Origin of the sequence: Nocardia sp. NPDC088792 (genome assembly GCF_044750615.1) — a bacterium.
Classification (GTDB): Bacteria; Actinomycetota; Actinomycetes; order Mycobacteriales; family Mycobacteriaceae; genus Nocardia.
Genome location: NZ_JBIVKC010000006.1, coordinates 463,481 through 487,910, shown reverse-complemented (window position 1 = coordinate 487,910; position 24,430 = coordinate 463,481). Strand labels below are relative to the sequence as shown.

Sequence of the window (24,430 nt, the reverse complement as noted above, 5' to 3'; positions counted from 1 at the left end):
ATGACAACCTGTGTCAATCGCCCGATCGTGCGAGGGGGGAGCGCCCAATGAATGTCGTGGTAATGGGACTCACCTCCTCAGGTCGTCGAACGGACTTGCCGAGGCTAGCAGCCCGAAGACATTGCGCCAACCCCTTTTTTCGCGCCGTCAGCACACCTGCCGATCCTGCGGGCCCGCGAACCCGGGGACCCACTTCGACACCAGATCCAGGAAGGGCCCCTCGGCGTCCAGCTGGGCGCATATGCCGATGATGCCGCCGAAGACCCGGGTGAACATGGCGTACTCGGGTTGATCCGCCGGCGCCTTCATGGCGCGGGCATTGGTGAGCGAGATGTTCTCCGGATCCAGCGAGCGGGCCACCGCTTCCTGCAGAAAAGCCCGGGTGAAATGGAAGTTCGCGCCGTCTATCCGCGCCACCACCGGTTCGATGCGCCGCTGGATGGGGGCCATATCGATCGCAGCGCCGGGCTTGACGAAACCCTCCTCGCGCAGAACCGCCTCCATGCCCGGGTAATCCACGGCCATGGCACAGCGCGCCAATCTCCCTACGGCACGCGGGATTCCGTGCGGCGTCTCGGTGCAGGCGCCGAAATCGATGACGCCGAGCCGATTGTCGGGCCGGAGCTGGAAGTTACCGGGATGCGGGTCGCTGTGCAGGCAGCCGACGCGCGCGGGTGAGCAGAGCGCGAACTCGGCCAGCAGCAGCGCGGCCCGATTACGTTCGGCGCGAGACCCATCGGCGATGATGCGGGACAGCGGCGTGCCGTCCATCCATTCGGTGACCATCACCTTGGGCGCGGCCGCGACCACGCGCGGGACGAAGAACTGCGCGTCCCCGGCGAAGACCTTGGCGAAGCGCCGCTGATACGCCGCCTCGATGCGATAGTCGAGCTCGTCCTCGGTGCGCGCCAGGAATTCCTCGATGAGCTGGCGGGCATTGGTACCGGCCAGGAGCGTGTTGAACGCACCCGAAACCATTTGCAGCATCTCGAGATCCGCGCGCAGCGATTCCTCGGCCTCCGGATACTGCACCTTGACCGCCACCTCGCGGCCGTCGTGCCAGACCGCGCGGTGCACCTGGCCGATACTGGCCGCGGCCACGGGGCGATCGTCGAAGCGGGTGAAGCGTTTACGCCAGCCGGTGCCCAGTTGCAGGTCCAGCATGCGGTGGGTGTCGGCCACCGGCATGGGCGGGGCTTCCTGCTGCAAACGGGTCAGCGCATCGCGGAAGTGGTCCGCGAAGCGCGGTGGCACCCCGGCCTCGGCGACGCTGAGCGCCTGGCCGAGTTTCATGGCGCCGCCCTTGAGTTCACCCAGGACCGCGAAGACCTGTTCGGCGGCATTGTCGAGCATCTCGTCGGTGACGGTGCCGCGTTCGGCGCCTGCCAAGAGGATCTTTCCGGTGGCGGCCACGCGCTGGGCCATGAGGGTGGCGGGGATCCTCGCCACCTTCGCCATGCGGGTGATGCCTTTTCTCCTGAGTCCGGCCACGTTGCCGTTCCTTCCGCCGCGCGAGACGCTGTGATCTGCAGCACTCCCGTCCCAGACAGTTTACGAGAGATTTCCGGGCAGGTCGATCACATGCAGGTCACCACGGTCGTAGCGTCATTGGCGCGGTAGCGCGATCGTGGCCGCTACGGCCCGGTGGTCGGGGCCCGGAAAGCGATGGACGGACGCGCCGACCGGGTTCAGGCCACGGGTCAGAATGTGGTCCAGGCGAGCCAGCGGGAACGCTGCCGGCCAAGTGAAGCCCGGCCCGGCGGGCTGGACTTCCGTGTAGCCCGGGGCGAAGCCCGGCCAGTGCCGGTCCGTCGCGGGCGTGTTGAAATCGCCCGCCACCATCACGCGCTCGGCGCGCTCGGCCGCCAGGGCACGGGACAGCACTTCGAGGCCGTGATCGCGAGTAGCGGTGTCGCCCGGCCGGATCGACGGCAGGTGGACGACATACATCACGACATCGCCCTGCGGCGTGGCGATATGGGTGCGCAGCCCGCGGTGCCACTCGAGCCCGACATCGGCGGCCGTGGTGCCGGAGGTCGGGTATCGACTCCACAGGGCCACGGTGCCGATCTCCTCGCGGTACGGATAGGCCGCGTCCAGAACCTCTTGCACCGGTACACGGTCCCCCGCGGCGAGCTCCTGCACCGCGACCAGATCGGCGTCGGTGGCCACCAGGGCGCGTGCCGTGGCGGTGGGAGAACTGTTCTGTGCGAACAGATTCTGCGTAACCACCCGCAGCTCGGCGCCCGGCGGGCTCGCGATGGCACGCGCCTCCGGGGCCCACCAGGATCCGAACATGTAGGCCCACACCAGAACCGGCGCGAGAGTGACCGCCGCACCGGCCGGGCAGCGGCACAGCAGTGCTGTCAATGCGAGCGCCGGAGCCGCTAGGACCAGCCAAGGGGCTGCGGTATCGACGGCAACGCCGAGGCCGTAAACATCGGGCACCCACTCGTGCCCGATCAGCAGCACCGTGAGCAGTACCGACCCGAGCCCGAACATGACCGTGCGCGTCCTCATTGCGCGGGGCACAATCGCCGCGGGGCCGCATCGCCCTTCAGCTGGGCATCGACACAACCGCCGGGCAGACCGTTGTATTCGCGGGTGCCGAAGTTGGCCGTCACTGTCAGGTCGCCATCACCGAAGACGGTGCGTTGCACGAGATGATCTCCGGTCAGCCAGCGAAAGTCGGTCATGGGCAGCGTGCCCGTCCGCTCGTGCAGCGGTGCGAAGAACTGTTGCAGACGGGCGATCTCAGCTCCGTGTGCGTCGATGGTGGCGCGATCCAGCGCGAAATTCAGTGGCGTCTGATTGAGGATCGCGGTGAGCGCGCGCATCGTCTGCTGTTGCGGCAGTTTGTAATACGACAGTTCCCAGCGATCGGCATTGACCAGTGAATCGTGCAGCACCGTCTCGTACAAGGGCACCCGATACGCCGGATCGAACATGGCCTCGGCCAGGTCCGGGGGCAGATCCACGGGCTGGAAGAAGGCGCGCGGCGCGCCGGCCGGGTAGTACGCACCCCACACCTGCTTGTCCCGCTCGAACTTCCACAGCCGATCCGAAATCGGGTTCTGGGCACCGTGATCGAAGGCGAGCACGGGTGCGGCCCAGCTGCCCGCCGCCTCCGAACCCAGCACCGTCTTGCGATCGTCGGCCAGCCAGCGCATCCGGGTCAGCCGGTTGTCGCGGTCCTGCTGCTCGGTCATCGGATGGCCGGGGCTGTGGTCGGTGTAGAACTCACCCGCGGCATCGACATCCAGGAAGTAGCTGTCCGCGCCATTGGCGGTCACCTGGGCGTAGCGGTCATGGTAGAGCTGCGGATCCTGCTGCAGGACCTGGGAACTCAGATAGCAACCGCGACCACCGAAACCGGTCTCGGGGGTGCCGTCGGCGTGGTGGACGCAGCCGTCCGGCCACAGCGTGCCGGGCCAGCGCGAGCCGGGATTGTCGGCCGTGGCCGGGTCCTGGGCGTTGTCGTACGAATCGTAGGGGCCCGCAAGGTATCCCGCGTCTTGGGCAGCCTTGACGGCTGCGGCGGACATGGGCCGGTCGTCGGAGTCGTAGCCCAGCCACATGCGGCTCACGCCGAGATCGTGCAGTTTGCGCACCGTGTCGGGGTCGCGGCCGTCGCCCCACAGGTAGGCGTGGAACGCCCCGAGCAGGCGGCCGATCCGCGGGTTCGCGGCGATCTTGTCACGCAGCGAACGGAATTGGCCCTCCTCGATGAGCTGGGCGCGGTAGTCGCGAGCCGCGGCGACCGGTGAATCGTCGGTCAGCGCGAAGCTCACCGTGTAGTTGCCGGTCCCGTCCTGCGGCGCGAAATCGTGTGCGCCACTGGCCAGCAGGCGGCCGCCGGCCGAGTTCACGGTGAGGCTGCTGCCGATATCGGTGGGGACCGCATAGGCCACCCCGCGCCCGCCCAGCGTGTAACCCCAGAACGGCATGGTCAATCCCGAAGTGAGCGAGAGCGGCTCACCGACCAGACCGGTGTCCGGGCCGTTCCAGAACGCGTCGCGCACCGGCATCGAGAGTCCCTCGCCCCGCGGGATCTGCAGTGCCGCGGCCGCGGGGTCGCCACCGGTGACCGGCCACACCAGCTTTCCGTCGCGATCGCTCTGCACGGTGACCCGTAGCCGCCCCTCCGCGGTGGTCGCGGTGACGGTCAGCCCGTGCGCGGGATAGGACCAGCGGGCCCGGCCGCCGTCGATCTGCACCGGCCCGGCGGCACCGAGGGCATCCACCGCGGCCGCCGACAACTCGTACCGCTGCCCGGCCGCGTCCGCGGTGACCGCGAGCGAGGTGGTGTCGATCTGCGCCGTCCCGCTCCCGATGGGGATAACCACACGATCGCCGGCAATCCGGACCGCGGTCGTTCCGGTGTCGTGTCCGCAGGCCGCGAGGCCCGCCGTCGTCACCGAGAGAACGGCCAGCACGGCGGCGGCCCGGTGTTGTCTGCGCTGTCTCATGGCTGCCACCGTGACGGCCCGACATGAAAGCTCGATGAGAAATCCCAGGTGCCGTCGTCCGTATCATCCGTGTGGTGCGTGTATTGGTGGTCGAGGACGAAGCCGCGGTCCGGGATGCCCTGGTCCGGGCCCTGACGGCAGAGGGCTACGAAACCCGGGGCGTCGGCGACGGTGCGACCGCACTCATCGAGGTTGCCAAATGGCAGCCGGAGGCACTGGTGCTGGATGTGGCCATGCCGTTCATGGACGGTCTCACCGCCTGCCGCACGCTGCGCGGCCGCGGGGACCGCACGCCGATTCTCATGCTCACCGCCCGCGATGCGGTGGCCGATCGCATCGAGGGCCTGGACGCGGGCGCAGACGATTATCTGGTGAAGCCGTTCGATCTGGACGAGTTGCTGGCACGGGTGCGGGCACTGCTGCGGCGCACCTACCCGGAGGACGGCGCGGTGCTGTCCGCCGCGGATCTGGTGATGGACACCGCCGCGCACACCGTGCGGCGCGGGTATCGCGATATCGACCTCAGCCGAACCGAATTCGCGCTGCTGGAAGTGCTGCTGCGCAATACCGGACAGGCCTTGCCGCGTGAGACGCTCATCGATCGGGTGTGGGGACACCAGTCCTCCAATTCGCTGGAGGTCTACATCCGCTATCTGCGACGCAAGGTCGAAGCAGACGACGAGCCCGCACTCATTCACACCGTGCGAGGGGTCGGCTACCGGTTGGGGCCCGCGTGAAACGGCTCGGGCTGCGGGGGCGGATCGCCGTATTCTTCGTGCTCGCAATGGCATTGGCGCTGGCGGGGATGGGGACCGCGGCCTATATCGTGGTCGGGCACGAGCTGAACAGCGCCCTGGATCTGGGGCTGCGCCGCCAGGCGACGCGCATCGTCCGGCAGTTCCCCGTCGAACCGTCCGTCGCGACGCTCTCCGGATCCTGCCGATACCTGGCCGCGCCGAGCTGTGTACAGGTCGTGAACGCCGGCGGTGCCATCGAATCCGAGGATCAGCCGGACGCCACCCTGCCGGTGAGTGCCGAAACACGCGCTGTCGCAGCCGGTTCCGCGCCCCCGTTCCTCAGTGATGTCACCGTCGACGGCTTCCGCCTGCGCATGTACACCGAGCAGCTGCAGCCGGGACGGGCGGTCCAGGTCGCGCAGCGCTCGGACACGGTGGATACCGGTCTGCGGCGGATGGGCCTGGCCCTGCTGACGGCCGCGCTCGCGGGGACCGCGCTCGCCACCGTGGTGGGCGTCGTACTCGCCCGCCGCGCACTGGCTCCCGTGGCCGCGCTGACCGAGGCCGCCGAAAGGGTGGCGCGCACCAGGGATCCCGATCAGCAGATCACGGTGACGGGTTCGGATGAGCTGGCCCGGCTGGCCGTCAGCATCAACACCATGCTCAGCGAGCTGGACTCGGCCCTGACCGGTGAACGCGAAGCCCGTGCCGCCCAGCAGCGGCTGATCGCCGATGCCTCACACGAGTTGCGCACGCCACTCACCGTGCTGCGCACCGAAATCGACCTGTTGTGCCGGGCGGACCGGATAGCGCCGGAGCAGCTCGCCGAGACCGCGGCCGCGCTGCGGGTGCAGTCGGAGGAATTGTCCGGCCTGGTCGGCGATCTCATCGACCTGGCGCGGGCCGACGATCCCGGCGCGATCCGGGAGCCGCTCGAGGATCTGCGCCTCGACAGCCTGGTGGCGTCCTGCGTGGAGACGGCCCGAAGGCATTGGCCCGCAATCGATTTCGAGACGGATTTGGAGCCGGCGACGGTCCAGGGCGTGCATCGCGCATTGTCCCGGGCCGTCACCAACCTGCTCGATAATGCCGCCAAGTTCAGTCCGGCCGGTGCCACGGTCACGGTGACCGTGGGCGATGACCGGTTGACCGTGCGCGACAACGGGCCGGGCATCGCATCCGAGGATCTCCCGCACGTGTTCGACCGCTTCTACCGCTCGGCATCCGCCCGGGCCACCGCCGGTCACGGGCTCGGTCTGGCGATCGTCGCGCATGTCGCCGAGTCGCACGGCGCGCAGGTCACCGTGGACTCCGCGCCCGGCCGGGGTACCGAATTCCGGCTCGGCTTCCCGGCCGCAACCGCTACACCAGCTGCGGCAGCCGAGCCCCGGCCCTGATCCCGCGCAGGCGGTATTCCTGCGGCGGGCAGTCGTTCCAGCGCCGGAACGCCCGGATGAAGGAGGCGGCCTCCGCATAGCCGAGTCGCGCCGCCACCTGTTCGGTGGTCATATCGGTGTGGTCGAGCAGTTCCTCGGCCAGCATCTGCCGGACCTCGTCGAGCAGTGCGCGGAAGGAGGTCCCCTCTTCGTTGAGCCGTCGCGACAGGGTGCGTGAGCTCATGAAGAGATCCGCCGCGACCGCCGTCTGATCCGGGATCTCACCGGGATTGCGTACCAGCAGGTTCCGTACCGTGCCCGCGACGCCGTCGAGCACGCGGCGGCGGGACAGCAGATCGCGGCAGAGCTGTTCGCATGTTTTGCGGGCCCATTCGCTGGCCTGGGGTAGCGGAATATCGAGGCATTCGCGATCGAAGACCACTTCGTTGGCGGGTCCGCCGAAGTCGGGCTCCATCGCGAAGACATTCACGAATCGCGTCGTATCCACCGGCGCGGAATGCTGGAATACTATGCGGCGCACCGGGATCACCGAATGGAAGAGCTCGCGGGAGAGCACCCGCATGCCACTCATGACGCGTTCGGTGACGAACGGGCGTACGTCTTCGGGCACCTCGCGGTCGTCGAACACCACGCGCGCGTCCCGGCCCGATTCCGCCAGGCTCAGCCGCCCGAAGACGAATTCCAGATCGACGTAGCGCAGCGCCACTTCGAAGGCGTCGCGCGGGGTGCGGCTGCTCAGCAGGGCGAGTCCCCAGGGGCCGTAGAGCGAGAGGTGGTGACGCCGGCCCGCCTCGACGCCGAGGCCGGGTTCGGCGCCGAATCGGGTGAGCAGGGCGCGGATCACCATGAGTTCCTGCCGCGCGGTGACGGCGGCGTCGGGATCGGCGATGACCTCGGGCAGCAGGCCGGTACCGGCCAGGCAGTCCGCGGTCGGCATGCCTCGTTCCTCCGCGAGCCGCGTCAGAATGTGCACGCTGGAGGTATTTCTCAATCGGTCCCAGTCGAACATGTGCCTACTGCCTGCTGTCCTCATCGACATCCCACCGATCACCCCCGACCGGTCGGTGTGTCCCACCCTACACAAATGGGTGTTTCGGATCGTAACGGATACCGGGGCGAATCCACCTGCGAATCCTCCGCAGACCCAGGCCACTCGAGGGCCCGCTGGCTATCTGCGAGTTTCCTGGGTGCAGGTCTGTTGCTCCGCAGCAGATCACCGTGGCGGCGCGGCGGCGGGAAAGGTTCTCCACCGCCGCCGGCAGCAAATCAGAAACGAGAATGCCGTTGTCAGCATCGATTTCGCTTGCGAACTTGCGAGGGGCCACGCGACGGCGCGCCGTGATTCGTCACGTAACGCGGGTCCCACCAGGACGATGGAACGGCATCGGGGACAGCCGACTTTCAGCTATCGAGGAATTCCCACTATGAGCGCACCTGCCATTTTGATCGTTGTTGTGCTGGCAGCGGCCGCATTCGGTATCGGCGTCTGGCTGGGGGTGCGCTCGGCCGTCGGCGAGAAACCCCCCACGCGCAAGGGAGTGCGCTGCATTCCCACCCGAACGCACTAACGTCGTGCTGCATGAGCAGCAATACGACTCGCACCGTAGTGGTGACCGGCGCCTCGTCGGGGATCGGGAAGGCTACCGCCGCCGCCTTCGCGGCGCAGGGCCACAAGGTCATCGGGACCAGCCGCAACCCGGACTCCATCGTGCCGGCGGATCGGGTGAACGGCGTCGAATACCGGGCGCTGGATCTTACCGACGGTGATTCGATCGCGCGGTTCGCGGCCGAACTCGGCGCCGTCGACGTGCTCGTCAACAATGCGGGCGAAAGTCAGGCGGGGCCGCTGGCCGAGCTGCCGACCGCGGCCATCGAAAGGCTGTTCCAGCTCAATGTGTTCGGCGCGGTGACCCTCACCCAGGCCGTGCTGCCCGGTATGCGGGAGCGCGGGTACGGGCGGATCGTCATGGTCGGGTCCATGCTGGGCAGCTTTCCTATGCCGTACCGGTCGTCGTATGTGGCCACCAAGGCCGCCGTGCGCGGCTTCGCGACCGCGGCCCGGTTCGAGGAATCCCCGTTCGGGGTGTGGATCACGACCGTGGAACCGGGGCAGATCGATACCGGGCTCGCCGAGCGGCGCACCAAGTATCTGAACGAAGGTTCGCCGCACACCGCGGAATTCACGAAGTTCATGGCGACGCTCGATGCGAAGATGTCGAAAGGCATCACCCCGCAACGGGTTGCGCGCATCATCGTGGCCGCCGCCGAGGCGGAGCGGCCGAAACCGCTGTATGCCGTGGGCAGCAACGCACCGGCCCTGTTCGCGGTGCGGCGCATCCTGCCGCGCACCGTCATGGAACGGCTCATCGCCGCGGCCCACGGCTTGAAGCGCTGATACGCCTCTTCCGGCACCGAGAACTCAGTCCGCCAATTTCAGGTCGCGGCCGATGATTTCGCGCATGATCTCGGAGGTGCCGCCGTACACGCGGGTGATGCGCGCATCGGCGGCGGCCCGCGCGATGGGGTATTCGCGCATATACCCGTAACCGCCGAACAGCTGCTGGCACTTATCGATACAGCGGAACTCCATTTCGGAGGCCCACAGTTTGGCCTTGGCCGCATCCGCCGGCGTGAGCCGCCCGGCATTGAGTTCGAGCACGCACTTGTCGACGAACGCCTCGGCCACCGAGATCTCGGTCGCGACATCGGCGAGCGCGAACTTGGTGTGCTGGAAGCCACCGATGGCCTGCCCGAACGCCTTTCGCTCCCGCACGTAGTCGATGGTGGTGTGCAGCGCGACACGAGCCCGCGCCAGGCAAGCCACCGAGATCTGCATCCGCTCCTGGGGCAGGTTGCCCATCAGGTATTCGAAGCCGCGACCGACCTCGCCCAGGACGTTCTCCTTGGGGACGCGCACATCGGTGAAACTCAGTTCGGCTGTGTCCTGCGAGTGCAGGCCGAGCTTGTCGAGATTGCGACCGCGTTCGAAGCCTGCCATGCCGCGTTCCAGTACCAGCAGCGTCACGCCCCGATGCCGCTCCGCGGAAGTGCGTACCGCGGTGATGACCAGATCGGCATTGATGCCATTGGTGATGAAGGTCTTGGCCCCGTTCACCAGGAAGTGGTCACCCATATCGATTGCGGCCGTGCGGATTCCGGCCACATCCGAACCGGCGCCCGGCTCGGTCATGCCGATCGCGCCGATCAGCGTGCCGGCGACGAAGCCGGGCAGCCAGCGCGCCCGCTGCTCCTCGGTCGTCAGGTTCACCAGGTACGGCGTGCAGATGTCATTGTGCAGCGCGAAGTTCAGGCCCACCCCGGCGCAGTCGCCGGCCATGAACTCCTCGATGAGGATCTGATTGAACCGGAAATCGCGCACCCCGAGCCCGCCGTACGCCGGCGGCACCGCGAACCCGATCAGCCCCAGCTCCCCCGCCCGCGCGAACACCGAGCGCGGCACGATTCCGGCCTCCTCGAACTCGAGGTAGTGCGGCGCCACCTCTTTGCGCACGAATCCTCGTGCCAGCTCCGCGAATGCCAGGTGATCGTCGCCGTAATGCCCACGTTCCATGGACCCCATGGTCCGGGACCGACCGCATCCCGGACCAGAGAATCCCGGCCACACTCAGTTCGTCGCGGGCGGATTCTTCAGCAGCTGCTGAGCCAGCGCCTTGCCCAGGGTGTACTGATTGTCGAGCGCCACCTGGAAACCACCGCTCGTCTTGTCGAGGTGATCGACCACCGATTGGCCCGGGTACGGCTGGTCGAAATTGCTCATGGTGCGCAGCGACAGGTACCGGTTCAGGTAGCCGTGGGCCTGCAGTGCTGTCGCGGTGGCATTGTCTTCCATCTGCGTCGTGCAGTAGGTGCCCGCGCCCTTGGTGCGCAGATTCATGATGTACCCGGCGGTGTCGGAGAGCGGCTTGCCGGAGTAGAAGTCGTCACCGGTCATGGTGTCGCACTTCATGACCTGGGGCGTGCGGCCCGCCTGGCCGGGGTAGAGCGCACGTTCGGCGGCAGCCTCGGGACTGTCGGCCAGCTTCACGTCCTGCGCCCAGCCGAATGCCTTGTCCACCAACGCCGTATCGAGCTGGTAGGCATCGGTGTTGTAGTCCTCGACCGGCCGATAACCGAAGGGCACGCCCGGCGCCTCGGCGGGTTCGAGATGGTTCCCGAGGTCGAAGTCCACCACCCAGCGGGCCAGCGCGGCGCCGCCGAGGGTGCCCTGTTCCGGCGGGGTGCCCGCAATGCCGGCGGTCAGGAAGTAGGCATGCGAGAAGTCGAACTTGTCGCTGTTGAGAACGGCCATCATGGTGGTGGCGGCGTTGGCCTTGCCCTGGCCGGTTTCGGCCACGCACAGCTTGTCCGCATTGCAGCGCACGGGCTTGAACGCGCCGGGCACGTCGACGGTGGTGGGCAGCTGCTCGTTCTTCAGCCACACCTGGTTCTCCGGATCGAACATGGTGATGACCAGGACGCCGACATCGATCTTGCCGGAATCGCTCTTGGATCCGGAGGAGCAGCCGGCGAGGGCCAGCGCGGCCACTCCCAGCGCAATCGCTACTTTCTGGCAACGGTTGGTCATCCGATGAGGATAGGCGACACTTCGGATGGCACAAAGGTTCCCCGGTCCCGAGCGATCCACCCGGGGCCGGGGAACCCTGTGCGCGCACCATCGGACATGCGGTGGCGAACTACTGCCGTACCTCGAGCACGGTGCCCGCGGCCACGGTCAGCCCGCCCTCACGGACGGCGAAGCCGAGGCCCGGCTCCAGCGGCACCGGACGGCTGAGCGTGACCGCCATCTCGACGGTCTCACCCGGCAGCGCCCGGCCCTCGGGCAGCACCACATCGCCGACCACGTCACCCGTACGCAGGTAGAACTGCGGCCGGTAACCGGTCGTGATGGGCGTGCGCCGCCCGCCCTGCGCCGCCGACAGCAGGTGCACGCGCGCGGTGAACTCCGCGTGCACGGCCATGCTGCCGAGCGCCACCACCACCTGCCCGCGCTGCACCTGACCGCGCTGCACCCCGCGCAGCAGCATGGCGATATTGTCACCGGCCTGCGCGGATTCCATGGTGCGGCCGAAGGTTTCGATGCTGGTCACCACCGACTCCAGCTCACCGCCGTAGCCGAGCACCGAGATCCGGTCGCCCACCCGGACGAGGCCGCGCTCCACCGCACCGGTCACGACGGTGCCGCGACCGGTAATGGTGAGCACGTTCTCCACCGGCATGAGGAACGGCGCGTCGGTGTAGCGCACGGGCATCGGGATGTACTCGTCGATCGCGTCGAGCAGCCGCAGCAACTGCCCCGACCAGTACTCGTCGCCCTCGAGCGCGCGCAGCCCGGAGACCGGCACCACCGGCAGGTTGTCGCCGTCGTATCCGTTGGCGGACAACAGCTCCCGCACCTCCAGCTCGACCAGCTCCAGCAGTTCGCCGTCGCCGTCTCGGATATCAGCCTTGTTGAGCGCGACCACGATGTGCTCGACGCCGACCTGCCGGGCCAGCAGCACGTGCTCGGCGGTCTGCGGCATGATGCCGTCGTGCGCCGAGACCACCAGGATGGCGCCGTCCAGCTGCGCCGCACCCGTGATCATGTTCTTCACGAAGTCGGCGTGGCCGGGCATGTCGACGTGCGCGTAATGCCGTGTGGCCGTTTCGTATTCGACGTGCGAGATATTGATGGTGATGCCGCGCTCGATCTCCTCCGGCGTCCGGTCGATGCGGTCGAACGGGACGAAGGCGCTGCCGCCCCGCTCGGCCAGCACCTTGGTGATGGCGGCGGTCAGGGTGGTCTTGCCGTGGTCGACGTGACCCATGGTGCCTATGTTGAGGTGCGGCTTGGTGCGGACGTAGGCCTGCTTGGCCATGATGAGTTCTCCATCCGGAGCAATGATTCGCGCTGCACGAATGCGTGCATGAGCGCCAGGACCTCAGCGACTTGCCACCTTCCCCGACCGAGGTCCCGGGGACGTCCCGGAGAAGGTCAGCTTCGTGCGCCGTCGAATGCGGATGCAGATGCAGCTGCGGATGCCACCAGGGCAAGCGCAGGGAGGTGGAGCGCAGCCATCGCGCCCGCGACTGCGGGGAATGCGGCGATGGACTGCGAGAACATGCGGGACATACTGCCGCGTGGGAGCCGTGCTGCGCCAGTTATTTTCGCGAGGGCTCAGCGCCAGTTATTTTCGCGAAGGCTCGGCGCCAGCTATATTCGCGAAGGCTCAGCGGCGGCACTCGACGCAGTGAGGCGGCCGGCCACGAACTCGGCGAAGATCAGCACCCAGACCGCCACGGCCACCGCCAGCAGCACCTTCCCGAGCGTCTGCGCCCAGTGCAGGTGCAGGGCCGCACCGGTCGACAGTGCCGCGGCGGCCGTCATGCCGAGCGGGAACACGGTGGCCCAGCGACGCACGTTGTAGCCCGGCCGGAACCGGATCACCTCGGCCACAACCAGTATCACGTACAGCACGAGATTCGCCGCGAACAGCGCCAGCGTCACCGCCCGCAGAATCGTGTGCGGCGTTCCCGTCCAGTGTTGCCAGGCAACGAGTTTCGCCCCCGCCAGCGCCGAGATGGCGAGCGCGCCGGTCATGACCCACTGGTCCCCCGCGTCGCGCCAGATCTGCGTGACGTCGAAATGGGTGAAGGCCAGCGGGTACAGCACCAGTCCGAGCACGAAGCACACCAGCGCCGCCACGATCAGCCAGTCGCCGACACCGGCCGCCGCGAGAGTGGCCGCCAATACCGCCAGACCTTGGGTCGAGACGCAGACCAGGAACGCCGCACCCGGCATTCGCCGCTGCCAATGCCGGATCACCAGGACCAGCAGCACCGGCCACAGCACCGCCGCCACGACGAGCAGCGCGGTGGCCACGAAATGCCAGCCCAGCAGGGAGATCCGGGTGCCGAGCACGGTGGTCGCGGCCACGGCGGTCAGTGCCGGCGGAGTGTCCGCCTCCGTCTCCCACCGATCGTGGCTCCATAAGAGTCGATAGGCGAAATCGCCTGCCAGTACCACCCATACGAGCGCCGCGAGCACCAGCGCGACCAATGAGGCCGTGTCGTATCCGGTGAGATGCAGCCCGACGGACAGGATTCCGGTGGCCATGACGAACGCACCGGCGGCCGGCGGTAACTCCCGCCACCACTGGGCCGAGTCGCCCGCACCGCTGAGAGTGAGCACGGTGTACGCGGCCGCGGCCAGGATGATGAGCGCCGAAACCAGCAGTGCCACATCGAGTCCGTGGTGGAAGGCGGCGGTGGCGGTCCGCAGCACCTCGCTCACCTTCGAGGCGTATTTCAGTTCGGTGGCCAGGTCGATCCCGGAGGGTATGCGTCCGCGCTCGACGGCATCGATGGCAATGGGCTGCAGGCTGTCCGGCAGCCCGAGCTGAGTCAGCCGCGTCTTCAGGTCGGCGGTCAGGAACGCATTCACCAGTGACCCGAGCACGGCGACGCCGACGGCCGCACCGACCTGGCGCATGGTGTTGGTGGCGGCGGCCGCCATGCCCGAATGCTCGGCGGGTACCCCGGTCAGCACCGCGGAGGTCAGCGGTACGACGGCGATGCCGAAGCCGAGCCCGGCGACCGCGAGCGTGGCCGCCAATGGCCCGAATTGCACTGTGCCGTCGAGCGAATGGCGGGTCAGCAGGATGCCCGCCGCGCCCACCACGCAGCCGGTGACCATCGGTGCGCGGGCATCGGTGCGCGCCACCCAGAATCCCGCGCCCAGCGCACCCACCATGATGGCCACGGCCATGGGCGCGAACACCGCCGCCGTGCGCCCGGCCGAATAGTGGATCATCACCTGCAGATACAGCGCGGTGAAGAAGAAGATCGAGAAGACTCCGAAGTACACGGCGAAGGCGACCACCAGCGCGCTGCGCACCGGCGGCAGCCGCAGGTAGCGAAAGTCGAACACCGGGTTGCGGACTCGCGTCTCGACCGCGACGAAGGCGAGGAAGGCCAGTCCGCCGAGTACGAACAGCCCGATCACCGCGGGCGAGCCGTAGCCGCGGTCCTCCCCCGAGATGGCGGCGTAGATCAGGCAACCCAGGAACACCGGCCCGAGCAGGAACCCGCCCCAATCGATGGATCCGGGTCGCGGATCGGCGCTTTCCGGTACGTACCGCAGTGCGGCGGCGAGCACCACCACCCCGATCACCAGGTTGAACCAGAACACCGAGCGCCATCCGTAGGCGCCGACCAGCACACCGCCGAGCACGGGACCGGCCGCGAGCGCGAGGCCGGATACCGCCGCCCAGACGCCCAGCGCCTTGGCGCGTGTCCGGGCCTCGGGAAAGATCTGCCGCAGCACCGACAGCGTGCCGGGTTCGGAGGCCGCCGCCCCGACACCCATGACCGCGCGGCCGGCGATGAGCATGGGCACGCTGGTCGCCAGGGCCGAGAGCACCGATCCCGCGCAGAAGATGGCCAGTCCGGCGATCATCACCCGTTTGCGCCCCCACCGGTCGCCCAGTGATCCGGCGGCCAGCATGAGGCTCGCGAACACCAGTGTGTAGGCATTGACGACCCATTGCAGCAGCATGACGTCGGTGCTGAGTTCGGAGCGGATATCGGCGAGCGCGACGCTCACCACGGTGGTGTCGAGGAAGGTGACGAACAGGACCGCGGTGACCGTGGCCAAGGCGATGCCCGGCCGTCTCGTCCTGGCCGGCGCGTCGTTCATGGTCGCCACCGGCTCAGGCTACTTCCCGGCCCCGACCCGCCTCGGAACTTTCGGTGTCGGCGCGTCGCGGCGGATATGAACAGCAGGCGGCTCGGCGGTTTTGCCGATGCGGCCCCCGCTGAAATGTGACGGTGATGGTGTCCCTCTAAACTCCCGGACGGGGAGGTCGGTTTGTTGAGGTTTGCCGTACTGGGCGAGGTCCGCGCATGGCGCGGGGACCGGCCCTTGGATCTGGGTCCGCCGCAGCGGCGCGCGGTGCTCGCGGCCCTTTTGCTGCGCGGGGGCAAGGCGGTCACCGCAGCCGAATTGGTCGAGGGCATCTGGGGTGAGGACCCGGTATTGCGCGCGGTGCCCGCGCTGCGCACCCACGTGGCCAAGCTGCGGCGCGAACTGGAACCCGACCGCGTGAATCGCGGGCCGTCCACCCTGCTGGTCTCCATCGGCGACGGCTATGCCCTGCGGCTGCCGCCGGGCGGCACCGATATCGACCGGGTCGAGACGCAGGTGCAGACCGCCGAACGACTGCGCGACGACGATCCGGCCGCCGCCCGCGCGACCCTCATCGCGGCCCTGTCCACCTTCGAAGGCGCGGCACTGGGCGGGCTGCCCGGCCCGTTCGCGGAACGGCAGCGGGCGCGGCTGGAACAGTGGCGGCTCGCCATTCTCGAAGACCGCCTCGCCCTGGACATCCAAATCGGCCGCGGCGCCGAGGCGGTGGCCGAACTCGGGCCGCTCATTCAGGAACATCCACTGCGCGAGCGCTTCCGCGTGCTGCTCATGACGGCCCTCTATCACGGCGGGCGGCAGGCCGAGGCGCTCGAGGAGTACGCCCGCGCGCGCCGCGCACTGGTCGACGGCGTCGGCGTAGAACCAGGCCCGGAACTCACCGAGGTGCACGCGCGCATCCTGCGCGCGGAACTGCCGCCCGTCCTGCGGCCCGCGCGCGCCGTGCACACCCCGGCCCAATTGCCGCCCGACATAGCCGATTTCACCGGCCGCTCGCGGGCCGCCGCGGAGATCGCCGCCGAGCTGACCGGCGCCGGCGGCACGGTCGCCATCTCCGCGCTCGCCGGGATGGGCGGCGTGGGCAAGACCACCCTCGCACTGCATGTCGCGCATCGGGTGCGCGACCGGTTCCCGGACGGCCAGCTGTATGTGAACCTGCGCGGGGCCGATGCCGCACCCGTATCCCCCGGCGATGCCCTCGGCGGCTTCCTGCGCGCGCTCGGTGTGGCCGAGGGCGATATCCCCCAGGCCGTCGACGAACGCGCCGCACAATTGCGAACCCTGGTGTCCGACAAGCGGATTCTGGTGGTCCTGGACAATGCCCGCGACAGCGCCCAGGTGCGTCAGCTGTTGCCGGGCACCCCGGGCACCGCGGTCCTCATCACCAGCCGCTCGGCGCTCACCGAACTGCCCGCGGTGCGGCGCACCCGCCTCGATGTGCTCGAGCGCGAGGAGGCCATGACTCTGCTGACCCGCATTGTCGGCGTGGAAAGGGTTGCGGCCGAACGCATTGCGGCCTACGCCATTGTGGACCTGTGCGCGTTCCTGCCGCTGGCGGTGCGCATTGTCGGGGCGCGGCTGGCGGTGCGACCGCAATGGTCCATCGCCTCGCTGGCCGATCGGCTGGCCGACGAGGGTCAGCGCCTGGAGGTCCTGCAAACGGGCGATCTCACGCTCGCCGCGGCCTTCCACATCGGCTACGCCCAGCTGCGCTCCGAACAGGCCAGGGCCCTGCGCACCTTGGCGCGCGCCGAGGTGCCGGATTTTCCGCTGGACGGCGCGGCCGCGGTGCTGGGCGTGCCGGTGGCGCAGGCCGAATACCTGTGTGAGTCACTGGTGGATCTGAGTCTGCTGGAGACCACCGCGCCCGGCCGCTACCGCTTCCATGATCTGCTGCGGCTGTTCGCGCGCGGGCTGCCCGGCGAAGAGGAGAGCGCCGTGCTGGCCCGGCTGCTCGACTACTACCTGGCGAGCGCCAAAAACCTTTTCAGCACACTGGAATACAGCAATACCTCGCTGCACCTGGTGCCGACCACCGTGCCGGGGCACGTCTTCGCCACCGGCGCCGACGGTCAGCTCTGGAACGATCTCGAGCGCCCGGCGGTCATCGCCCTGCACCGGCAGGCCGCGCGGGTCGGTGGCCGATCCGTCGCCGTGGCCGCCGATCTCGCCTGGGTGATGGCCGAATTCATGGATGCCGGCACCTGGGCCCGCGAGCTCGGCGACAGTCTGAAGGCGCTGCTGCACACCGCGATCGCGGCGCACGACACCGGCAGCGTGCGCCGCCTGCGGGTGGCGATCGGGGCCATGCTGCTGGTGGGACTCGGCGAGGTGGCGGCGAGTCTCGAGTTCCTGCAGCCCCTTTCCCAGCCCGCCGACTACATCGATCGGCGGCTGCAGCTGCTGGCCGAGATCCTGCTCGGGGTCGCGGACCGGCGGCTGGGCAATACCAAGGACTCGCACCGGCACTACGCCAACGCGGTGGCGCTGACCCGGTCGCTGGGCGATCTCTCACTGGAGGCGTGGATTCTCGCGCTGGCCACCCGGACGCTGTGTGAGTCCGGCCAGTACGAGGAGGCGCTCGCGGTGGCGGCCCGAGCCATCGAACTGGCCGACAAATCCAGCAATCCGGTCGCCCGCGGCTGGGCCACGCACGAGCTGGCGGCCACCCGGTCCATGCTCGGCGAGCACGCGGCGGCGCTGGAATTGGCCGCCGCGGCCGTGGAACTGGCCCGGCACAATGGCATCCGGCTCTGGGAGGGCTGGGCCCGCACCCGGCTGGCCCAGATCAATCTGCGCGCGGGTGATCTCGCCACCGCCGAACAGGAGGCCGCGCAGGCCACGGACCTGCTGCGCAAGGCCGCGGACCCGCTGGACCGCGCCCGCGCCATGGTGGTGCACGCGGCCGTGCTCGCGGCGCGGGGCGAGCAGCGGGACGCCGAGCGCGAGCAGGCCGGGGCCGCGGCGATATTCCGCCGCGCCGGTCTGCCCGCGCCGACGCTGGACAGCCTCTACGTACCGGGCCCGATCTCCTGACAGCGAACGTTTATTCGCTGTTTATTCACGCCTGGCAGGGTAGGCGGCAACGTCACGATCGGCGAGACATGCCGGTGGCGTCGGGTGCGGTCATGCCGCGTGCGTACGAGGGGTCCGCACGCGCCGCATGGTCGGCCAGCAGGTCACCGATCCGGCGCAGTTGCGCGGTGCCCGAACCGCCCTCGAACTCCGCGCGTTTGGCCGCGGTGAAGTAGCGCTGCATCGGATAGTCCAGGTAGATGCCGGTACTTGCATGGACGTGCACGGCGGTGTGCGCCACCCGGTGCCCGGCCTGCGCCGCCCAGAATTTGGCCACCGCGATCTCCATCTCCGCGGGCAGGCCCTGCTGTTCTCGCCAGGCCGCCTGCCACAGCGTCAGTCGCACGGCCTCCACGTCGATATAGGCGTCGGCGAGCCGCTGCCGCACGGCCTGGAACGAGCCGATGGGCTTGTCGAACTGTTTTCTGGCGCGGGCGTATTCGCAGGTCAATTCGAGAGCGCGGGCCAGTATGCCCAGTTGCAGGGCGCACGTGGCGAGTGTGGCGCGGCGGCGGGCCCATTCGGCGGCGCCGGGGACACGGATCAAACCGGCCTCGGTGACCGGCGCATCGCGCAGTTCGAGGACGGCGGCGTCGGTGCCGTTCACGACGTGTTGTCCGGTGACGGTCAGCCCCTCGGTGTCGCGGTCGACCAGAGCGAGCACCGACCGGGCGCCCGCACGGACTTCGACCAGGAAGGTCTCCGCGAAGGCGCCCGCGGCGACCACCGGTTGGATGCCATTGAGCAGCAAGCCGTTCGGCTGTGCGGATCCTTCGAAGGCCACCGCGCTCCCCGCCAGCGCCGGAGCGATGGTCGCCTCTCCTCGCAGTACCGGCCGCACCCAGCGCGTGACCTGCTCGTCGTCGCCGAACTCCCCGATCGTGGCGGCCGCCACCGCGATACCGGTGGCGTAGGGCGCGGGTGCGACGCTCCAGCCGATCTCGGTCAGGATGCTGCACTGTTCCAGCAGCCCGAATCCATTGCCGCCCACCCGTTCCGGGAGGGCGGCTTCGAGCAGCCCGGCGGCCGCCATGGCGCGCCACAGCGCCCGGTCGAATCCGGTGGTATCGGGTCGCGGGTTGTACCCGGTCCAGTCCGCGAACAGCGCGCGGGCCAGTCCCGAAAGATCCTGCTGCGCTTCGGTGTAGTCGAAATCCATCTCGGTCTCCTGGGAAATCAGCGGCTGACGGGCAGGCCGAGGGCGGATTTGGCAATGATGTCGCGCTGTACCTCGTTCACGCCGCCGCCGAAGGTCAGGATCAGCGAGGAGCGGTGGAAGCGTTCGATGCGGCCGCGCAGCAGTGCGCCCGGGGAGTCGGCGCGCACAATGGCCTCCGCGCCCAGCACCTCCATCAGCAAACGGTAGGCCTCGGTGGCGAATTCGGTGCCGAACACCTTGGTGGCCGAGGCCTCGGCCGGACCGAGTTCACCGGCGTCGGCCGCCCAGGCGGTGCGCCAGTTGCGCAGCTTCAGGTATTCGGCGTGCGCGTGCACCCGCGCCAGATGCAGCCGCACCCATTCGGCGTCCAGTACGCGCGACCCGTCCGGCAGCGCGGTGCGCTGCGCCCACTCACGCACCTGCCGCAGCGACTCCTGTAGCGGTGCGGCGGAACTCAGCGCCACGCGTTCGTGATTGAGCTGATTGGTGATCAAGCGCCAGCCCTGGTTCTCCCCGCTCACCAGGTTCTCGGCGGGCACCCGGACATCCTCGTAGTGGGTGGCGCTGGTGCCGACCGCGGCCATGGTGTGCACCTTGGTCCACGAAAATCCCTGTGTCGCAGTCGGAACGATGAAGATGGACAGTCCGCCGTGTTTGCCCGCGGCCGGATCGGTGCGGGCGGCGAGCCATACGTAATCGGCGTATTCGATGAGGCTGGTCCACATCTTCTCGCCATTGATGACGTACTCGCCGCCGTCGCGAACCGCGCGGGTGCGCAGCGAGGCCAGATCGGTGCCGGCTTCCGGCTCGGAATAGCCGATGGAGAAATGCAATTCGCCCCGCGCGATCCTGGGCAGAAAAGAAGCCTTCTGGGCGGCGGTCCCGTAGCGCATGATGGTCGGGCCCACCGTGTTCACCGTCAGATACGGTAGCGGCACTCCGGCCGCGGCGGCCTCGTCGGTGAAGATCAGCTGGTCCACCATGGACCGGCCCTGTCCCCCGAATTCCTCCGGCCAGCCGAGTGTCAGCCACCCGTCGTGCCCCAGCCGGCGCACGATTTCCTTGTACGCCGTGCCGTCCCCGTGCTCCCCTCCCGGTCCGGACCGTATCCGGTCACGTACCTCCGCAGTCATGAGGTCGGCGAAGTACTCCCGCAGTTGCTTACGCAACCGCTCCTGCTCGTCGGTGAAACTGATGTGCATGCACCGAAACTAGGAACCGTTTCGCCGCAAACCCGCCGACTGGCAGGAAGCTGCCACACCTCTTGCCATCGAACGGCACCGCTGTTGCCGCGCGGCCCCGCACAAGTAGTGCGGGGCCGCGCGCCGAGCATACTCAGCCCGACAGATCCGAGATCGACGCCGATTCGTTGCGGGACAGCGTGATTCCGAGATTCGACGCCGTGCGGTCGAAGTCGTCATCGTCAGCGCGCTGGAGCTGGGTCACCGCGCCCGCCGACAGCACCTCCACGTTGAGGCACAGCGACTGGAGTTCCTTCAAGAGCACCTTGAACGACTCCGGAATACCGGGCTCCGGAATGTTCTCGCCCTTGACGATCGCCTCGTACACCTTCACACGACCCACCACGTCATCGGACTTGATGGTGAGCAACTCCTGCAGCGTGTACGCGGCGCCGTAGGCCTGCATGGCCCAGCACTCCATCTCACCGAAACGCTGACCACCGAACTGCGCCTTACCACCCAGCGGCTGCTGCGTGATCATCGAGTACGGACCGGTCGAACGCGCGTGAATCTTGTCATCCACCAGGTGGTGCAACTTCAGGATGTACATGTAGCCGACCGCGACCGGATACGGGAACGGCTCACCGGTGCGACCGTCGAACAGGGTCGCCTTGCCGTCCGCACCTACGACGACCTCGCCGTCCCGGTTGGGCAGGGTCGAGGCGAGCAGTCCGGACAGTTCCTCCTCGCGGGCGCCGTCGAAGACGGGCGTCGCGAGATTCGTGTCCGGCGCCGCGGACAGCAGCTCCTCGGGCAGGCGCCGCGCCCAGTCCGGGCGGGCGCCGTCGGTGAGCCGAATGTTCCAGCCGGTCTTGCCGATCCAGCCGAGATGGGTCTCGAGGATCTGGCCGATGTTCATACGACGCGGCACACCGTGGGTGTTCAGGATGATGTCGACCGGCGTGCCATCCGGCAGGAACGGCATGTCCTCGACGGGCAGGATCTTGCCGATGACACCCTTGTTACCGTGGCGGCCGGCCAGCTTGTCGCCGTCCTGGATCTTGCGCTTCTGCGCAACATAAACGCGCACAAGCTCATTCACACCCGGGGGCAGATCATCATCATCGTCACGCGAGAACACGCGCACACCGATGACCTTGCCCGACTCACCGTGGGGCACCTTCAGCGAGGTGTCGCGGACCTCGCGGGCCTTCTCACCGAAGATCGCGCGCAGCAGGCGCTCCTCGGGGGTCAGCTCGGTCTCACCCTTCGGGGTGACCTTACCGACCAGGATGTCACCGTCACGGACCTCCGCGCCGATACGCACGATGCCACGCTCGTCGAGGTCCGCGAGGACCTCATCGGAGACATTCGGGATATCACGGGTGATCTCCTCGGCACCGAGCTTGGTGTCACGAGCATCGATCTCGTGCTCCTCGATGTGAATCGAGGTCAGCACATCCTCTTCCACGAGACGCTGCGACAAGATGATCGCGTCCTCGTAGTTGTGGCCCTCCCACGGCATGATCGCCACCAGCAGGTTCTTGCCCAGCGCCATCTCACCGTTCTCGGTGCACGGACCATCGGCCAGCACGTGACCGGCCTCCACCCGCATGCCCTCGTCCACGATCGGACGCTGGTTGGCACACGTGCCCTGATTCGAACGCTCGAACTTGCGGAGCCGGTATGACTTCCGGGTGCCGTCGTCTGCCATCACGGTGATGAAATCGGCCGAAACCTCCTCCACCACACCGGCTTTCTCGTTCACCACGACATCGCCGGAATCGACCGCGGCGCGCAGTTCCATACCGGTGCCCACCAGCGGGGACTCCGAGCGGATGAGCGGCACGGCCTGCTTCTGCATGTTCGCGCCCATGAGGGCACGGTTGGCGTCGTCGTGCTCGAGGAACGGGATCATGGCGGTGGCCACCGACACCATCTGGCGCGGTGACACGTCCATATAGTCGATATCGGCGGCGTCGACGATCTCGAGCTCGGAGTTCTTGCGCCGCACCGTGATTCGATCGGCGACGAAGCGGCCCGCGGCCGTCAGCGGCTCATTGGCCTGCGCCACGACGTGCAGGTCCTCCTCGTCCGCGGAGAGGTAGTCGACCTCGTCGGTGACAATGCCGTCGACCACGCGGCGGTACGGCGTCTCCAGGAAGCCGAACGGGTTGACCCGCGCGTACACCGATAGATAGCCCATGAGGCCGATGGTCGGGCCCTCGGGCGTTTCGATCGGGCACATCCGGCCGTAATGGCTGTAGTGCACATCGCGGACCTCGAGGCTGGCGCGTTCCCGGTTCAAACCACCCGGGCCCAGCGCCGAGAGCCGGCGCTTATGGGTCAGACCCGAGAGCGGATTGCGATGATCCATGAACTGCGACAGCTGCGAGGTGCCGAAGAACTCCTTCATGGCCGCCACCACCGGGCGGATGTTCATCAGTGTCTGCGGGGTGATGGCCTCGATATCCTGGGTCGTCATGCGCTCGCGCACAACGCGTTCCATGCGGGACAGGCCCAGTCGCAGCTGATTCTGGATCAGCTCGCCGACGGTGCGCACCCGGCGATTGCCGAAGTGGTCGATATCGTCGGCCTCGACCGGGACCTCGATGCCGCCGGGCGCGGTCATCATCCGCTCCCCCAGGTGCAGGCGCAGCAGGTATTCGACGATGGTGGCGAGGTCCTCTTCGGTGAGGACCGGGGAGCCGACGGCTTCGCCGGTGTGGATGCCCAGCTTCTTGTCGACCTTGTACCGGCCGACGCGGGCCAGATCGTAGCGCTTCTCCTTGAAGAACAGGTTCTCCAGCAGATGCTGCGCGGATTCCTTGGTCGGCGGTTCGCCAGGGCGCAGTTTGCGGTGGATGTCGAGCAGCGCCTCGTCGGTGCCGGGGGTGTTGTCCTTCGCCAGCGAGGTCATCATGACCTCGGAGAAACCGAAACGCTCGGTGATCTGCTCGGCGGTCCAGCCGAGCGCCTTGAGCAGCACGGTGACCGGTTGCCGGCGCTTGCGGTCGATGCGCACGCCGACGGTGTCGCGCTTATCGATATCGAACTCCAGCCACGCGCCCCGCGAGGGGATGACGCGCGCGGAGTAGAGGGTCTTCTCGGTGGTCTTGTCGATGCTCTCGTCGAAGTAGACGCCGGGCGAGCGGATCAGCTGCGAAATGACCACGCGCTCGGTGCCATTGATGATGAAGGTGCCCATATCGGTCATCATCGGGAAATCACCCATGAAGACGGTCTGGGACTTGATCTCCCCCGTGGTGTTGTTGATGAACTCCGCGGTGACGAACAACGGCGCCGCGTAGGTCATGTCCTTGTCCTTGCACTCCTCGATCGAGGACTTGTGCTCCTCGAATCGAGGTTCGGACAACGTCAGCGACATGGTGCCGGCGTAGTCCTCGATCGGGCTGAGCTCCGCGAGTGCTTCCGCCAGCCCACTCATGCGCGTATCCCCGCGTGCGGCCGCCCGTTCCGCCCAGCCCGGGGCCCCGATCAGCCAGTCGAACGAGTCGGTCTGAACCTGCAACAGTCCCGGAACCTCCAGGGGCTCACGGAGTTTGGCGAACGAGACCCGCCTAGTCGAGAAAGCCAAGATGCGTCCTGTCCTGTGGCCGTAATTTCCTACGCCGCGCCCACCGACCACCGCCCGGAACATGACTCGACAACAACGAGTGAAAACCGCATGCAGACAATGCGACCTTCCAC

The 24,430-nt window shown here is 68.0% G+C and carries 15 protein-coding genes; 4 read left to right on the top strand and 11 right to left on the bottom strand.

The window, feature by feature from the left end; translation table 11 throughout:
- Positions 1 to 147: 147 nt before the first annotated feature.
- From ACIP5Y_RS38495 to ACIP5Y_RS38485, 3 genes are all read right to left on the bottom strand, one after another.
- Complete coding sequence (locus ACIP5Y_RS38495) at positions 148 to 1,491, bottom strand: ABC1 kinase family protein (protein ID WP_400357584.1); 1,344 nt, start codon at positions 1,489 to 1,491, stop codon at positions 148 to 150.
- A gap of 114 nt (positions 1,492 to 1,605) precedes the next feature.
- A complete protein-coding gene (locus ACIP5Y_RS38490; RefSeq protein WP_400357582.1) occupies positions 1,606 to 2,520 on the bottom strand; it encodes an endonuclease/exonuclease/phosphatase family protein in 915 nt (304 codons plus the stop codon).
- On the bottom strand, positions 2,517 to 4,469 hold the full coding sequence (locus ACIP5Y_RS38485) for a glycoside hydrolase (protein WP_400357580.1): 1,953 nt from the start codon (positions 4,467 to 4,469) through the stop codon (positions 2,517 to 2,519). Before ACIP5Y_RS38485 ends, ACIP5Y_RS38490 begins: the two co-directional genes overlap by 4 nt.
- A 74-nt stretch (positions 4,470 to 4,543) precedes the next feature.
- Here ACIP5Y_RS38485 and ACIP5Y_RS38480 point away from each other — a divergent pair, with 74 nt between their 5' ends.
- Together ACIP5Y_RS38480 and ACIP5Y_RS38475 are read left to right on the top strand one after the other, a co-directional pair.
- On the top strand, positions 4,544 to 5,206 hold the full coding sequence (locus tag ACIP5Y_RS38480; RefSeq protein ID WP_400357578.1) for a response regulator transcription factor: 663 nt from the start codon (positions 4,544 to 4,546) through the stop codon (positions 5,204 to 5,206).
- Complete coding sequence (locus ACIP5Y_RS38475) at positions 5,203 to 6,603, top strand: sensor histidine kinase (RefSeq protein WP_400357576.1); 1,401 nt, start codon at positions 5,203 to 5,205, stop codon at positions 6,601 to 6,603. Before ACIP5Y_RS38480 ends, ACIP5Y_RS38475 begins: the two co-directional genes overlap by 4 nt.
- On the opposite strand, the gene ACIP5Y_RS38470 is transcribed toward ACIP5Y_RS38475, so the two are convergent.
- Positions 6,569 to 7,540 carry an AraC family transcriptional regulator gene (locus ACIP5Y_RS38470; protein WP_400357574.1) on the bottom strand — a complete coding sequence of 324 codons (972 nt, stop codon included), beginning with the start codon at positions 7,538 to 7,540 and terminating at the stop codon, positions 6,569 to 6,571. The two genes, ACIP5Y_RS38475 and ACIP5Y_RS38470, sit on opposite strands and share 35 nt — an antisense overlap.
- A 642-nt stretch (positions 7,541 to 8,182) precedes the next feature.
- On the opposite strand from ACIP5Y_RS38470, the gene ACIP5Y_RS38465 reads away from it, so the two are divergent.
- The gene (locus ACIP5Y_RS38465) at positions 8,183 to 8,998 is read left to right on the top strand and encodes an SDR family oxidoreductase (RefSeq protein ID WP_400357573.1); all 816 of its coding nucleotides are present in this window, start codon (positions 8,183 to 8,185) and stop codon (positions 8,996 to 8,998) included.
- A 24-nt stretch (positions 8,999 to 9,022) separates the two neighbouring features.
- Here the strand turns inward: ACIP5Y_RS38465 and ACIP5Y_RS38460 are convergent, their stop codons facing one another.
- The 4 genes from ACIP5Y_RS38460 to ACIP5Y_RS38445 all read right to left on the bottom strand — a co-directional run bounded on the left by ACIP5Y_RS38460 (position 9,023) and on the right by ACIP5Y_RS38445 (position 15,298).
- The gene (locus ACIP5Y_RS38460) at positions 9,023 to 10,174 is read right to left on the bottom strand and encodes an acyl-CoA dehydrogenase family protein (RefSeq protein ID WP_400357571.1); all 1,152 of its coding nucleotides are present in this window, start codon (positions 10,172 to 10,174) and stop codon (positions 9,023 to 9,025) included.
- Positions 10,175 to 10,228: 54 nt separating this feature from the next.
- Positions 10,229 to 11,188, bottom strand: a complete 960-nt coding sequence (locus ACIP5Y_RS38455) for a purine-nucleoside phosphorylase (protein ID WP_400357569.1) — start codon at positions 11,186 to 11,188, stop codon at positions 10,229 to 10,231.
- Positions 11,189 to 11,297: 109 nt separating this feature from the next.
- Entirely contained in the window at positions 11,298 to 12,479 is a 1,182-nt protein-coding gene (tuf, locus tag ACIP5Y_RS38450) for an elongation factor Tu (protein WP_400357567.1), read from the bottom strand.
- Positions 12,480 to 12,814: 335 nt separating this feature from the next.
- A complete protein-coding gene (locus ACIP5Y_RS38445; RefSeq protein ID WP_400358066.1) occupies positions 12,815 to 15,298 on the bottom strand; it encodes an MFS transporter in 2,484 nt (827 codons plus the stop codon).
- A 171-nt stretch (positions 15,299 to 15,469) separates the two neighbouring features.
- On the opposite strand from ACIP5Y_RS38445, the gene ACIP5Y_RS38440 reads away from it, so the two are divergent.
- Positions 15,470 to 18,340, top strand: a complete 2,871-nt coding sequence (locus tag ACIP5Y_RS38440; RefSeq protein ID WP_400357565.1) for a BTAD domain-containing putative transcriptional regulator — start codon at positions 15,470 to 15,472, stop codon at positions 18,338 to 18,340.
- Between the two features lie 52 nt (positions 18,341 to 18,392).
- Here ACIP5Y_RS38440 and ACIP5Y_RS38435 read toward each other — a convergent pair whose 3' ends face one another.
- The 3 genes from ACIP5Y_RS38435 to ACIP5Y_RS38425 form a co-directional block, all read right to left on the bottom strand.
- A complete protein-coding gene (locus ACIP5Y_RS38435; RefSeq protein WP_400357564.1) occupies positions 18,393 to 19,538 on the bottom strand; it encodes an acyl-CoA dehydrogenase family protein in 1,146 nt (381 codons plus the stop codon).
- 17 nt (positions 19,539 to 19,555) lie between these two features.
- Entirely contained in the window at positions 19,556 to 20,740 is a 1,185-nt protein-coding gene (locus ACIP5Y_RS38430) for an acyl-CoA dehydrogenase family protein (RefSeq protein WP_400357562.1), read from the bottom strand.
- A 133-nt stretch (positions 20,741 to 20,873) separates the two neighbouring features.
- Positions 20,874 to 24,317: a DNA-directed RNA polymerase subunit beta gene (locus ACIP5Y_RS38425; protein ID WP_400357560.1), complete on the bottom strand. Its 3,444-nt coding sequence runs from the start codon at positions 24,315 to 24,317 to the stop codon at positions 20,874 to 20,876.
- Positions 24,318 to 24,430: the final 113 nt, after the last annotated feature.